Genomic DNA, 12206 nt, shown 5'->3' on the forward strand with positions numbered 1-12206 from the left:
AAACGACCGCAAATGGGGGCGCCATGCGCGACATCAGCCGTAGGAGCCTGCTCGGAGCCGGACTGGGGGCCGCGGCTGCCATCGGGCTGGCGGGCTGCAGTTCCCCGCACTCCTCCGAAAGAGTTCGTCCGGGCCCCGGGGAGGGGAGGGCCGACGGAAAGGGTGCCGGGGGCAAGGACGTCCGGGAGATCGGGGACGGTTCCACCGCTGACACCGGAGAGCAGCCGAACCAGCCTTCCGCGCCGGTTCCGCTGGAACCCGGGCAGACCCCGCCGCAGTTCGTAATCTTTTCCTGGGACGGGGCGGGCGAGGTCGGCACCGGTCTCTTCCCGCGTTTTCTCGAACTCGCCAAGGAGCACGACGCGGCGATGACCTTCTTCCTCTCCGGGCTCTATCTGCTGCCCGAGTCGAAGAAATCTCTCTACCGGCCGCCGGACAACGGCATCGGTGCCTCCGCCATCGGCTATCTCACCGATGCCCACATCAAGGAGACGCTGGGCCACGTACGCCGGGCCTGGCTCGACGGTCATGAGATCGGCACGCACTTCAACGGGCATTTCTGTGCCGGTTCCGGATCGGTCGCCCACTGGACGTCCGGCCAGTGGGAGAACGAAATCGACCAGGCGGTCTCCTTCGTCACCGAATGGCGCACCAATACCGGCTGGACCGATCTCGACCCGCTGCCGTTCGACTACCGCAAGGAACTCATCGGCTCCCGCACCCCCTGTCTGCTCGGCCAGGACAATCTGCTGCCCACCGCGCGCAAACTGGGCTGGCGCTACGACGCGAGTTCGCCCGGTGGCATCCAGGTCTGGCCGGAGAAGCGCCAGGGCCTGTGGGATCTTCCGCTCCAGGGCATACCGTTCCCCGGGCGCACCTTCGAAGTGCTGTCGATGGACTACAACATACTCGCGAACCAGTCGAACAATTCCACCCAGGGAATACCGTCGCGCTTTCCGGCCTGGCGCGAGCAGGCCATGCAGGCGTACCTCGCCGGTTTCGACCGGGCATACGAAACGAATCGTGCGCCCTTCTATATCGGCAACCACTTCGAGGTGTGGAACGGCGGCATCTATATGGATGCGGTCGAGGAGGTCATCAAAAGGATCGCGGGGAAGCCGGATGTGCGGCTCGTGTCGTTCCGGCAGTTCGTCGACTGGCTCGATGTCCAGGACCCGGCCGTGCTCGCGAAGCTTCGTACCCTCGAGGTCGGCGAGTCGCCCCAGGGTGGCTGGAACACCTTCTTTAAACAGGTCTGACAACGGGCTTTACGGGCACCGAGGGGGGTGCGCAAGATCCCCGATACCGCCATGCGAAACTTTTCACATGAGCTCTGGCCGCGCACCCCGACGCCGCTTCACCCTGCTCGCCGCCCCCGCAGCGGCCGCCGCACTGGCGCTGACCCTGACCGCCTGCGGCGGTGACGGCAACAAGGCCGGCGGTGGTGGCAACTCCCACTTCGTCACCGGCAGTGGCGGGATCTCCACCGTGGCCAAGGCGGACCGCCGGGACGCGCCGAAGCTCGACGGAGCGACGCTGGACGGCAAGCCCCTCGACATCGCCGACTACAAGGGCAAGGTCGTCGTGCTGAACGTGTGGGGTTCGTGGTGCGGCCCCTGCCGGCTGGAGGCCAAGCACTTCGCGAAGGTGTCGAAGGAGACCGCGAGTCAGGGTGTCCAGTTCATCGGGATCAACACCCGGGACGCCGAGAAGGGTCCGGCGGTGAACTTCGAGAAGGACAACAGCATCACCTACCCGAGCTTCTTCGACCCGATCGGCAAGCTCATTCTGCGTTTCCCCAAGGGCACACTGAACCCGCAGGCCATTCCGTCGACCGTGGTCATCGACCGGGACGGGAAGATCGCGGCCCGCACCCTCGTCGCCCTCGACGACGTCAAGCTTCACAAGATGATCGACCCGCTGATCGCGGAGAAGTGATCACGTGCTCACGCTCGCCGCGACCACGGGCATGAACACGACTGTGTTCAACGGGGCTCTTCTGGTGGCCCTGCCCATCGCCGTACTCGGCGGACTGGTCTCGTTCTTCTCGCCGTGCGTGCTGCCGCTGGTGCCCGGCTACCTCTCGTACGTCACCGGGGTCAGCGGGACCGATCTGGCCCAGGCCAGACGGGGGCGCATGGTCGTCGGCGCCTCGCTCTTCGTGCTCGGCTTCTCCGCCGTGTTCGTCTCCGGCGGTGCGCTCTTCGGTTATTTCGGGCAGCGGCTGCAGGATCACAGCGAGGTCATCTCCAAGATCCTCGGCGTCCTGATGATCCTGATGGGCGTCTTCTTCATGGGTCTGATGCCCTGGATGACCCAGCGCGAATTCCGCATCCACAAGCGGCCGGTGTCCGGCCTCGCCGGAGCGCCGCTGCTCGGGGTGCTGTTCGGGGTCGGCTGGACGCCGTGCCTCGGCCCGACGCTCACCTCGGTGCAGACACTCGCCCTCGAACAGGGGACCGCCGGGCGCGGGGCCGTACTGACCCTGGCGTACTGTCTCGGGCTCGGCCTGCCGTTCGTACTGGCCGCAGTTGCCTTCCGCAAGGCGCTCGGCGCCTTCGCATGGGTCAAGCGCCACTACGTATGGGTCATGCGGATCGGCGGCGCAATGATGATCGTGACCGGACTGCTCCTGCTGACCGGTGTGTGGAGCAGCATGATGCAGGAACTGCAGGGCTGGTCCAACGGCTTCACGGTGGGGATCTGAGTTCCATGAGCAACACCAAGACCAACGCGGCCGAAGAGCGCGCGAACGAGCGCGAGCGCGAGAGCCGGCAGGAGCGGGAGAACGCGGCCGAGCTCGGCGCGGCCGGCTCGCAGCTCTCCACGGCACCGCGCGAAGAGGCCCTGGCCACGCTGCCCGCCATGGGCGTCATCGGCTGGGCGCGCTGGTTCTGGCGCCAGCTCACCTCGATGCGGGTCGCGCTGATCCTGCTCTTCCTGCTCTCGCTCGGGGCCGTCCCCGGCTCGCTGATCCCGCAGAACAGCGTGGACGAGCTGAAGGTGCAGACCTTCAAGGAAGCCCACACCACCGTCACGCCGATCTACGAGAAGCTCCAGTTCTTCGACGTCTACAGCTCGGTGTGGTTCTCCGCGATCTACATCCTGCTGTTCATCTCCCTCATCGGCTGCATCGTGCCGCGCACCGGCCAGTTCATCGGCCAGCTGCGCAGCCGGCCGCCGGGCGCCCCCAAGAGGCTGACCCGGCTGCCCGCGTACACGACGTGGCGCACCGACGTCGGACCCGAGCAGGTCCGGGAGGCCGCGCTCGCGATGATGCGCAAGCGGCGCTTTCGGGCGCACACCGCCGGTGACGCGGTGGCCGCCGAGAAGGGCTATCTGCGCGAGGCCGGGAACCTGATGTTCCACGTCGCGCTGTTCGTCATGCTGGTGGCCTTCGCCACCGGGCAGCTCTTCAAGTCCGAGGGTGGCAAGCTGATCGTCCAGGGCGACGGCTTCTCCAACACGCTGACCCAGTACGACGACTTCAAATCCGGGTCGCTGTACGACACGGACTCGCTCGCCCCGTTCAGCTTCACCCTCGACAAGTTCGTCGGCACGTACGAGCGCAGCGGGCCGCAGATCGGCACCCCACGCAAGTACGAGGCCCACGTCACGTACTCCGAGGGCGCGTACGGCAAGCCGAAGACGGCCGTCATCAAGGTCAACGAGCCGTTGGTGGTCGACGGCTCCAAGGTCTATCTGATCGGGCACGGCTACGCCCCGGTCGTCTCCGTCAAGGACGGCAAGGGCAAGGAGGTCTACAAGACCGCCGTTCCGCTGCTGCCGATCGACAGCAATGTCACCTCGACCGGTGCGATCAAGGTGATGGACGGCTACCGCGGCAAGAACGGCAGGAAGGACCAGCTGGGGTTCCAGGCGTTCTTCGTGCCGACGTTCGCGGGCAGCGGCAAGGGGACGATGTTGTCCCAGTTCCCGGCCGCGGACTTCCCGGTACTGGCCCTCAACGGGTACCACGGCAGCCTCGGTGTCGACTCCGGACTGCCGCAGAACGTGTACCAGCTGAACACCTCGAAGATGGAGGCGTTCAAGGACAGCAAGGGCGACAAGCTGACGCAGCGGCTGCTGCCCGGCGAGACGATGAAGCTGCCGGACGGCGCCGGATCGATCACCTTCGAAGGCATCGAGCAGTGGGCCAGCTTCCAGATCTCCCAGCAGCCCGCCAGCGGCTGGGCGCTCACCGGAGCCATCGGGGCCATCGCCGGTCTGGCCGGGTCGCTGTTCATCCAGCGGCGCCGGGTCTGGGTCCGGGCCGTACGCGGCGCGGACGGCGTCACCGTCGTCGAGATGGCGGGCCTGGGCCGCAGCGAGTCCGCGAAGCTTCCCGAGGAGCTGGCCGATCTCGCCGTCACACTCCATGACATGGCGCCCACCGCGCCCGATGACGCATCCGCCGAAGCACTTTCCGAAGAACCTGCCGAAGGGGCTGAGAAGTGAATCTCGCCGCCGCAACAAACGAGAATCTGGCGCACACCAGCAATGTGCTGATCTATTCGTCGATGGCCGTCTACACCATTGCCTTCTTCGCGCACATCGCGGAGTGGGTGTTCGGCAGCCGCAGCAAGGTCGGCCGAACCGCCGCCGCGCTGACCGGGGCCGAGGCCGCCGGCGCCTCTTCGGCGAAGATTCAGGTCCAGGTCGCGGAGAAGAGCGGCGCCACCGCCGTGCTGGACCGACCGAAGATCATTACGCGTTCCGCGGCCGGTTCGCGTGATGTCCCGGACGGGCCCGGCGCCGCCGGTGGCACGTTCAAGGGCGATCTGTGGGGGCGGATCGCGGTCTCCATGACCGTGCTCGCCTTCGTCGTCGAGGCCGGCGGGGTCATCGCCCGCGCGCTGTCCGTGCAGCGCGCCCCCTGGGGCAACATGTACGAGTTCTCGATCACCTTCTCCACGGTGGCCGTCGCCGCGTACCTGATCCTGCTCGCGCTGAAGAAGAACGTCCGCTGGATGGGCCTGCTGCTGGTCACCACCGTCCTGCTGGACCTCGGCATCGCGACCACCGTCCTCTACACCTCCAGCGACCAGCTGGTGCCCGCACTGCACTCGTACTGGCTGTGGATCCACGTCTCCACCGCCATCATCTGCGGCGCCGTCTTCTACATCGGTGCGGTCGGCACACTGCTCTACCTGTTCCGCGACAGCTACGAGAGCAAGCTTGCGAACGGCGTCGAGCCCGGCTCGTTCGCCCAGTCCGTGCTGTCCCGGCTGCCCGCCGCGGCGACCCTCGACAAGTTCTCGTACCGGGTCAACGCAGCCGTCTTCCCGCTGTGGACGTTCACGATCATCGCGGGCGCGATCTGGGCGGGCGACGCCTGGGGCCGCTACTGGGGCTGGGACCCCAAGGAGGTCTGGTCCTTCATCACCTGGGTCGCGTACGCCTGCTACCTGCACGCCCGCGCCACCGCAGGCTGGAAGGGCCGCAAGGCCGCCTACCTGGCGCTGATCGCCTTCGGCTGCTGGCTCTTCAACTACTACGGCGTGAACATCTTCGTCACCGGCAAGCACTCCTACGCCGGCGTCTGAGCCCTCCCCCTCATCCGTACGGGTGCGGAACCCGCCCCATCGGGCCACGCTGGAACCATGAGCGACACGCACCCCGTGATCGAACGTGGCGCCGAGGAGACCGACGGCGACCACCACATCCTGCGGTTCACGCTCCGGCTGCCCCACCCCGTGTCACAGGTGTGGGCAGCCGTTGCCAGTTCCGAGGGGCTGCGGGACTGGCTCGCCGCCGCCGAACCGTTCGAACCGCGCATCGGCGGTGCGATCACGCTGCGCTGGCGGGGCACCGACCAGGGCGGGAACGCCACGGTCGCCTCCGGCACCGTCACGGCCTGGGACATCGAGCGGGTCGCCGAATACACCCTCGAAGGGGTGCACGGCCGGATCCGCTTCCACCTGGAGCCGCCGCGCGGCGACCATGTGGTGCTGCGCTTCACCAATGAGTTCCGCGGTGACGACGCGCTGCGGCTGGACTGTCTGGCGGGCTGGCACAACCACTTCGAGTATCTGGTGGAGGCGCTGGACGGGCGTCCGGCCGACTGGTCCGCGCGGACGCTCACGCGGTGGCAGGAGCTGCGGGACGGGTACGCGGCGGACGACGGTCGGGGCGGGGGGTGACGGTCCGGGCGGCGGTGGCGGTCAGGGTGCGGACGACGGCGGCAGGCAGTTCCGCGCCGAGGGCTTCCCCTCCGGCCAGGCGATCGCCACGAATCGCTGCGAGGCGTCCTCCGGCGCCAGCTCCACCATTGGCACCGCCTTGTTGTACGGGTTGCCGTGGTTGTCCAGGCAGATCCAGCCGCTGGCCCCCCGACACCCGCAGCGACGCTTTCACCCGCGGCCACTGCTCACCCACGTCCGCCGGCTCCGGAAGCCGCTTGCCGCCCGGGGTCGCCTGCCGGATGCCGTGCACGGCCGTCGCCATCGCGTCGTACGCGGTGATCACCTGACCGTCGGTCAGATCCTGGTAAGCGGTCGGGCCGATCGGACCCACCGGCTTCTTCCCCACCGCTTCCAGCAGATCCAGGAACTCCTGGTAGTCCGCAGGGGAGCCGCCCGCCTTCTCCTTCGCCCCGTCCTCCCCCCGCCGCCCAGGCGTCCGGGTGCGCGAGCGAGGCGTAGCGGACCGTCACCTTCCGGCGCAGCGTGTTCCGGTCGAGCTTCTTGTCGCCGCCTAGGTACGAGCCCTCGTCGCCGGTGAGCACGGTGAATGCCCGGTTCTGGCAGCCGCGGGCACCGAGCGCGTTGATGAACTGCCGCAGCTGCGTGTGGCGCACTGCGGTCTTGCCCATGCCGCGCCCGCCGGTCAGCACGACCACGGGCGGATCGTCGCGGTGCTCGTAGGCGGCCCTGGCGGAGCCGGTGGGGGTCAGACCTGTCAGACGCGCCGCAAGTCCGTCTTTGCCGAAGATCGCCTCGCGCCCGTACAGCTCTCTGTCCACAGCACCCCCAGTGCCGACACCACGTCTGAACTGTCACACCGTCAACATCAGGATATCGGCGGTGTGTTGGAGAGGGGTGAAGATTTTCGAACGATACGGGCGGTGCCGTCGACCGGTCGCGGACCCTCGTCAGCCGACCGAGATCGCGTCCAGTTTCGCGCGCAGATACGTGTGGGACTCCACCGGCTCGTGGGAGACCCGGCCGGTCGGCGCGGGCACCGACTCGACCGTGGTGCGCGGGTCGCACTCATAGAAATAGACGAGCGACATGAGCTCCTCGGCGGGGGCGTCGGAGGGCGGCGGCAGCACCCGGTGCCGGCCCGAGCGCCAGCGGTCGCCCGTCCAGCGCGCCATCAGGTCACCGATGTTGATGGTGAAGGCCTCGGCGTCGTACGGGGCGTCCTCCCAGCCGCCCTCGTCGGTGAAGACCTGCAGCCCGCCCTTGCCGGCCTGCCGGTCGAGGACCGTGACGGTACCGAAGTCGGTGTGCGGGCCGATCCGGAACTGGCCCGGCTGCGGCTCCCCGACCACCTCCGTGCCCGGATACCAGTTGACGTTGAAACCCCAGGTGGGATGCGTGGTGTGCCGGGTGAAGAAGTCCTCGGGCTTGCCGAGCGCCGCACCGAGCAGCTCCAGCAGCCGGTCCGAGAGCGTCCGCATCTGCGTGACGTACTCCGTCACCAGGGCCTTCAGCTCGGGTGCCTCACGGGGCCAGGTGTTGGGCAGGAACCACTCGGCGTCGATCTCCGGGTCGCCGGTGGGGTCCTCGGCGGCGAAGGAGAGCGACTCCTTGAGGTCCGGGGGCGTCTGCGTACCCTCCGCACAGCCGTTGGCCTCGGTGCCGGGGCCGAGCCAGCCACGGCCGCCGACCTTGACGGCGTACGGCTCCTTCGCCGCGGCGGGCAGCCGGAAGAACCCCCGCGCGGCCTCGCGGATCGCGGTCCGCAGCGCGGGGTCCACGCCGTGCCCGGTGACCAGCAGAAAGCCCGCCGCCCGCAGCGCCGCGTCGACAGTCGCGGCGGTCTCGCGGCGGGCCTGGGCGTCGCCGGAGAGCCACGGCCGCAGATCGATGGTGGGAATCCTGGGCTCACTCATCGCCGATGTCCTCGTTCCATACATCCGGGTGGTCCTGGATGAAGGCGCGCATCATGGCGGTGCACTCGGCGTCGTCGAGGAGCACGACCTCGACACCGTGCCGAGCCAGCCAGTCGTGGCCGCCGTGGAAGGTCTCCGCCTCACCGATCACCACCCGGGAGATCCCGAACTGCCGGACCAGTCCGCTGCAGTACCAGCACGGCGAAAGGGTGGTCACCATCGTCGTGCCACGGTACGAGCGCTGCCGCCCGGCGGCACGGAAGGCCGCGGTCTCCGCGTGCATGGAAGGATCGCCGTCCTGGACGCGGCGGTTGTGCCCGCGGCCGAGGAGCGAGCCGTCCGCCCCGTACAGCGCGGCGCCGATCGGAATGCCGCCCTCGGCCAGTCCGGAGCGGGCCTCCGCGACGGCGGTCGCGAGGCGCTCCCTGTCGACGTCGCGGCCGGAGCACCCGGCGCCGCACCTGCCGTCGTCCATGTCCTTCATGCTGTTCACTCTCCCGGTCATGGGACACCGGGGCAATGTGCGGTCTCCGGTCGCCCTGCGTCCTCAATCGCCGGGCGGGCCTGATTTCCGAGCCCGTCCGCCGGACGTGACAGCTGCTGCATCCGTGAACCCCGCGCGGTTACGAGGCGGGCGGAGCGGACTCCTCCGGCCCGGTCCCGCTCTCGCGGCGCTTGAGCTCCTCCTCGCGGCGGCGCAGATCCGCCTCCCAGTCCTTGAGGAGCGACTCGTCCTTCTTGCTCTCTTCCTTCAGCGCCTTCAGGAACTCCGGATTGTCGTCCGGTGCCACCCACTCGTGGCGGTGGTTGCGATGCCATTCCGACGGCGTACGGCCTCCGGCGGGCGCGTGGCGCATCTTGCCCGCGGCCAGCCACACGAGCGGACCCACGATCCAGAACAGCAGAATGATGAAGACCCAGGCGATCTTCGGCAGATGCTTGGCCTCGTCCTCCGGGGTGTTCAGACAGTCGATGAACGCGTAGATCGTCAGTGCCAGAGGCAGGAGATAGATCAAGGCCCGGAACATGGTGAAGGGTTCTCCCCGCAAAGAGATGGCGGGGCGCTGTCCCGCCCCGGTGACGGGGCCAGGGTAGCCCGTGGCCGATACTTGTCCGCATGGCTTACGACGATCTTCGTTCCCTCCTCCGGGCGCTGGAGCGCGAGGGCGAGCTCAAGCGCATCAAGGCCGAGGTCGACCCCTATCTGGAGGTCGGCGAGATCGTCGACCGGGTGAACAAGGCGGGCGGGCCCGCGTTGCTCTTCGAGAACGTCAAGGGCTCGGCGATGCCCCTGGCCATGAATGTGTTCGGCACCGACCGGCGGCTGCTGAAGGCGCTCGGGCTGAAGTCGTACGCCGACATCAGCGACAAGATCGGCGGCCTCCTCAAGCCGGAGCTGCCGCACGGCTTCGTCGGGGTGCGCGAAGCGTTCGGGAAGCTCGGCTCGATGGTGCACGTACCGCCGAAGAAGGTGAAGTCGGACAGCGCCCCGGTGCAGGAGGTCGTCCTCACCGGCGACGACGTGGACCTGGATCAGCTGCCTGCGCTCTTCACCTGGCCCGAGGACGGCGGGTCCTTCTTCAATCTGGGACTCACCCATACCAAGCACCCGGAGACCGGCGTACGGAACCTGGGGCTCTACCGGCTCCAGCGCCACGACCGGCGCACCATCGGGATGCACTGGCAGATCCACAAGGACAGCCGCAACCACTACCAGGTCGCAGCCAAGCGCGGCGAGCGGCTGCCCGTCGCCATCGCGTTCGGGGCGCCGCCCGCGGTGACGTACGCCTCCACGGCCCCGCTGCCCGGGGACATCGACGAGTACCTCTTCGCCGGGTTCATCCAGGGCAAGCGGATCGAGATGGTCGACTGCAAGACCGTGCCGCTGCAGGTCCCGGCGCACGCGGAGGTCGTCATCGAGGGGTGGCTGGAACCCGGGAAGATGCTTCCCGAGGGGCCGTTCGGCGACCACACCGGGTTCTACACGCCGCAGGAGCCCTTCCCAGCGCTGACCATCGACTGCGTGACCATGCGGAAGCGTCCGCTGCTCCAGTCGATCGTGGTGGGCCGGCCGCCGACCGAGGACGGGCCGCTGGGGCGGGCCACCGAGCGGTTCTTCCTGCCGCTCCTGAAGATCATCGTGCCGGACATCGTGGACTACCATCTGCCCGAGTCCGGCGGCTTCCACAACTGTGCGATCGTCTCGATCGACAAGAAGTACCCGAAGCACGCCCAGAAGGTGATGAGTGCCATCTGGGGCGCGCACATGATGTCGCTGACCAAGCTGATCGTCGTCGTGGACTCCGACTGCGACGTCCACGATCTGCACGAGGTTTCCTGGCGGGCGCTCGGCAACACCGACTACGCCCGGGATCTCACTGTCACCGAAGGCCCGGTCGACCATCTCGACCACGCCTCCTACCAGCAGTTCTGGGGTGGCAAGGCGGGCATCGACGCGACAAAGAAGTGGCCCGAAGAGGGCTACACCCGGGACGGGGGCTGGCCGAACATGGTCGAGTCCGACCCGGAGACGGCGGCGAAGGTCGACCGCCGGTGGAAGGAGTACGGGCTGTGAGTGCGGCCGAAGCGGCGCTGGGCCCCGGGCCCGCGCAACCGATGGGCAGGGTCAAGGCGTTCTTGCGGCTGGTGATGATCGAGCACTCGGTCTTCGCGCTGCCCTTCGCCTACATCGCCGCGCTGAGCGCGATGTTCCAGCTCGACGAGAACATCCACTGGGGCCGGCTGCTGCTCGTCACCATCGCGATGGTCGGGCTGCGTACGTTCGCGATGGCCGCGAACCGGATCATCGACCGCGAGATCGACGCACGGAACCCGCGTACCGCGGGCCGCGAGCTGGTCACCGGTGCCGTCACCGTGAGGTCGGCGTGGACGGGTGCACTCGTCGCCGTCGTCGTCTTCCTCGGGGCCGCCGCCCTGCTGAACCCGCTCTGTCTGGCGCTCGCGCCGATCGCGGTCGTACCGATGGTCGTCTATCCGTACGGCAAGCGGTTCACCCACTACCCGCACGCCATCCTCGGCATCGCGCAGGCCATGGGGCCCATCGGCGCCTGGATCGCGGTCACCGGCAGCTGGTCGTGGGACGCGGTGATTCTCGGTCTCGCGGTCGGTGTCTGGATCGGTGGCTTCGACCTGATCTTCGGCTGCCAGGACGTCCAGGCGGACCGTGCGCACGGCGTGCGCTCGGTCCCGGCCCGCTTCGGCATCCCGGCGGCGCTCTGGGGTGCCCGGGTCTGCCACGCGGTGACGACCGGGCTGCTCGTCTGGTTCGGGCTCGCGACGGGCGCGGAACTCTTCTACTGGATCGGCATGGTGATCGTCGCCGTGGCGTTCGTGTACGAGCACCGCGTGGTGCGGCCGCACGACCTGTCCCGGCTGAACCGGGCGTTCTTCTCCGTCAACGGGTTCATCGGGATGGCGCTGTTCGCATGCGCCCTGCTGGATCTGCTGGTGCGCGGCCTCACACCGTAAAAGCAGGGGGCACGGGGCGGGTGGCACGGCGCGGGCGGCGGAACGCGAACGCCGCGCCCACCCCTCCGATCAGCCCGAACAGATGTCCCTGCCAGCTGATCCCGGAGTCGGTCGGCAGGACGCCCCACAGCAGTGAGCCGTAGACCACGGCGATCACGACGCCCATCACTATGTCGAGCGGTCTGCGGTCGACGAAGCCGCGGACCAGCAGATAGCCGAAGAGGCCGAAGACGACGCCGGACGCGCCGAGCGTGACCGTGTGCGGCGGCGCGGTCAGCCAGACGCCGAGGCCGCTGGCAACGATCACGGTGAGGACGACGGCGGCGAAGCGGCGTATCCCGCCGAGGGCGGCGATGAAGCCGAGGATCAGCAGGGGGAGGGTGTTGGAGGCGACATGCTCCCACCCGCTGTGCAGGAACGCGGCGGGCACGATGTCGAGCAGCTCGCCCGGCTCGCGCGGGGTGATGCCGTAGGTGTCGAGCGCCTGGCCGGTCGCCATGTCGATGGATTCGAGCACCCACAGCAGGGCGATCCAGCCCAGCATCAGTGCGCCGGCCGTCATCGCCCGTGCGGAGGTGCCTGTACGGGTACCGGTCATGCCGCCCCCCTGTCCGTGGCCTGTTCACAGCCGTCCGCGGCCCGTCCATGGCCGTCCGCG

12 protein-coding genes and 1 pseudogene are annotated in these 12206 nt (G+C 68.5%); 8 read left to right on the forward strand and 5 right to left on the reverse strand.

The features are described from left to right. Positions 1-23 precede the first annotated feature (23 nt). The 6 genes from ABZV38_RS14795 to ABZV38_RS14820 all read left to right on the forward strand — a co-directional run bounded on the left by ABZV38_RS14795 (position 24) and on the right by ABZV38_RS14820 (position 6143). Complete coding sequence (locus tag ABZV38_RS14795) at positions 24-1259, forward strand: hypothetical protein (protein ID WP_356327197.1); 1236 nt, start codon at positions 24-26, stop codon at positions 1257-1259. Positions 1260-1326: 67 nt separating this feature from the next. Further along, on the forward strand, positions 1327-1938 hold the full coding sequence (locus ABZV38_RS14800) for a TlpA disulfide reductase family protein (RefSeq protein ID WP_356327198.1): 612 nt from the start codon (positions 1327-1329) through the stop codon (positions 1936-1938). Positions 1939-1969: 31 nt separating this feature from the next. Further along, complete coding sequence (locus tag ABZV38_RS14805; RefSeq protein WP_356327253.1) at positions 1970-2707, forward strand: cytochrome c biogenesis protein CcdA; 738 nt, start codon at positions 1970-1972, stop codon at positions 2705-2707. Positions 2708-2712: 5 nt separating this feature from the next. Then, positions 2713-4458, forward strand: coding sequence for a cytochrome c biogenesis protein ResB (locus ABZV38_RS14810; protein WP_356327199.1), 1746 nt, complete (start codon positions 2713-2715; stop codon positions 4456-4458). Beyond that, the gene (ccsB, locus tag ABZV38_RS14815) at positions 4455-5546 is read left to right on the forward strand and encodes a c-type cytochrome biogenesis protein CcsB (protein ID WP_356327200.1); all 1092 of its coding nucleotides are present in this window, start codon (positions 4455-4457) and stop codon (positions 5544-5546) included. The genes ABZV38_RS14810 and ccsB overlap by 4 nt, the downstream gene beginning before the upstream one ends. Positions 5547-5603: 57 nt before the next feature. After that, positions 5604-6143: an SRPBCC domain-containing protein gene (locus ABZV38_RS14820; protein WP_356327201.1), complete on the forward strand. Its 540-nt coding sequence runs from the start codon at positions 5604-5606 to the stop codon at positions 6141-6143. 21 nt (positions 6144-6164) lie between these two features. Here ABZV38_RS14820 and ABZV38_RS14825 read toward each other — a convergent pair. The 4 genes and pseudogenes from ABZV38_RS14825 to ABZV38_RS14840 all read right to left on the reverse strand — a co-directional run bounded on the left by ABZV38_RS14825 (position 6165) and on the right by ABZV38_RS14840 (position 9087). Beyond that, positions 6165-6964 (reverse strand): annotated as a pseudogene (locus ABZV38_RS14825) (hypothetical protein). 129 nt (positions 6965-7093) lie between these two features. Continuing rightward, positions 7094-8059, reverse strand: a complete 966-nt coding sequence (locus ABZV38_RS14830; protein WP_356327202.1) for a 2-oxoglutarate and iron-dependent oxygenase domain-containing protein — start codon at positions 8057-8059, stop codon at positions 7094-7096. Then, positions 8052-8534 carry a nucleoside deaminase gene (locus ABZV38_RS14835; RefSeq protein WP_356327254.1) on the reverse strand — a complete coding sequence of 161 codons (483 nt, stop codon included), beginning with the start codon at positions 8532-8534 and terminating at the stop codon, positions 8052-8054. Before ABZV38_RS14835 ends, ABZV38_RS14830 begins: the two co-directional genes overlap by 8 nt. Positions 8535-8682: 148 nt before the next feature. Further along, positions 8683-9087: a PLD nuclease N-terminal domain-containing protein gene (locus ABZV38_RS14840; protein ID WP_356327203.1), complete on the reverse strand. Its 405-nt coding sequence runs from the start codon at positions 9085-9087 to the stop codon at positions 8683-8685. Positions 9088-9176: 89 nt separating this feature from the next. Here ABZV38_RS14840 and ABZV38_RS14845 point away from each other — a divergent pair, with 89 nt between their 5' ends. Together ABZV38_RS14845 and mqnP are read left to right on the forward strand one after the other, a co-directional pair. Further along, positions 9177-10634 carry a menaquinone biosynthesis decarboxylase gene (locus ABZV38_RS14845; protein WP_356327204.1) on the forward strand — a complete coding sequence of 486 codons (1458 nt, stop codon included), beginning with the start codon at positions 9177-9179 and terminating at the stop codon, positions 10632-10634. A gap of 41 nt (positions 10635-10675) precedes the next feature. Next, positions 10676-11548: a menaquinone biosynthesis prenyltransferase MqnP gene (gene mqnP, locus ABZV38_RS14850; RefSeq protein WP_356327255.1), complete on the forward strand. Its 873-nt coding sequence runs from the start codon at positions 10676-10678 to the stop codon at positions 11546-11548. Here mqnP and ABZV38_RS14855 read toward each other — a convergent pair. After that, positions 11538-12146: a rhomboid family intramembrane serine protease gene (locus ABZV38_RS14855; RefSeq protein WP_356327205.1), complete on the reverse strand. Its 609-nt coding sequence runs from the start codon at positions 12144-12146 to the stop codon at positions 11538-11540. The two genes, mqnP and ABZV38_RS14855, sit on opposite strands and share 11 nt — an antisense overlap. Positions 12147-12206: the final 60 nt, after the last annotated feature.

Source organism: Streptomyces sp. NPDC005181, assembly GCF_040608395.1.
GTDB lineage: Bacteria > Actinomycetota > Actinomycetes > Streptomycetales > Streptomycetaceae > Streptomyces.

Excerpts from the sequence above, each read along its gene's own strand:
- ABZV38_RS14795 (WP_356327197.1), top strand. The coding sequence starts at position 24 with ATGCGCGACATCAGCCGTAGGAGCCTGCTCGGAGCCGGACTGGGGGCC.
- ABZV38_RS14800 (WP_356327198.1), top strand. The coding sequence starts at position 1,327 with ATGAGCTCTGGCCGCGCACCCCGACGCCGCTTCACCCTGCTCGCCGCC.
- ABZV38_RS14805 (WP_356327253.1), top strand. The coding sequence starts at position 1,970 with ATGAACACGACTGTGTTCAACGGGGCTCTTCTGGTGGCCCTGCCCATC.
- ABZV38_RS14810 (WP_356327199.1), top strand. The coding sequence starts at position 2,713 with ATGAGCAACACCAAGACCAACGCGGCCGAAGAGCGCGCGAACGAGCGC.
- ABZV38_RS14820 (WP_356327201.1), top strand. The coding sequence starts at position 5,604 with ATGAGCGACACGCACCCCGTGATCGAACGTGGCGCCGAGGAGACCGAC.
- ABZV38_RS14830 (WP_356327202.1), bottom strand. The coding sequence starts at position 8,059 with ATGAGTGAGCCCAGGATTCCCACCATCGATCTGCGGCCGTGGCTCTCC.
- ABZV38_RS14835 (WP_356327254.1), bottom strand. The coding sequence starts at position 8,534 with ATGGACGACGGCAGGTGCGGCGCCGGGTGCTCCGGCCGCGACGTCGAC.
- ABZV38_RS14840 (WP_356327203.1), bottom strand. The coding sequence starts at position 9,087 with ATGTTCCGGGCCTTGATCTATCTCCTGCCTCTGGCACTGACGATCTAC.
- ABZV38_RS14845 (WP_356327204.1), top strand. The coding sequence starts at position 9,177 with ATGGCTTACGACGATCTTCGTTCCCTCCTCCGGGCGCTGGAGCGCGAG.
- mqnP (WP_356327255.1), top strand. The coding sequence starts at position 10,676 with ATGGGCAGGGTCAAGGCGTTCTTGCGGCTGGTGATGATCGAGCACTCG.
- ABZV38_RS14855 (WP_356327205.1), bottom strand. The coding sequence starts at position 12,146 with ATGACCGGTACCCGTACAGGCACCTCCGCACGGGCGATGACGGCCGGC.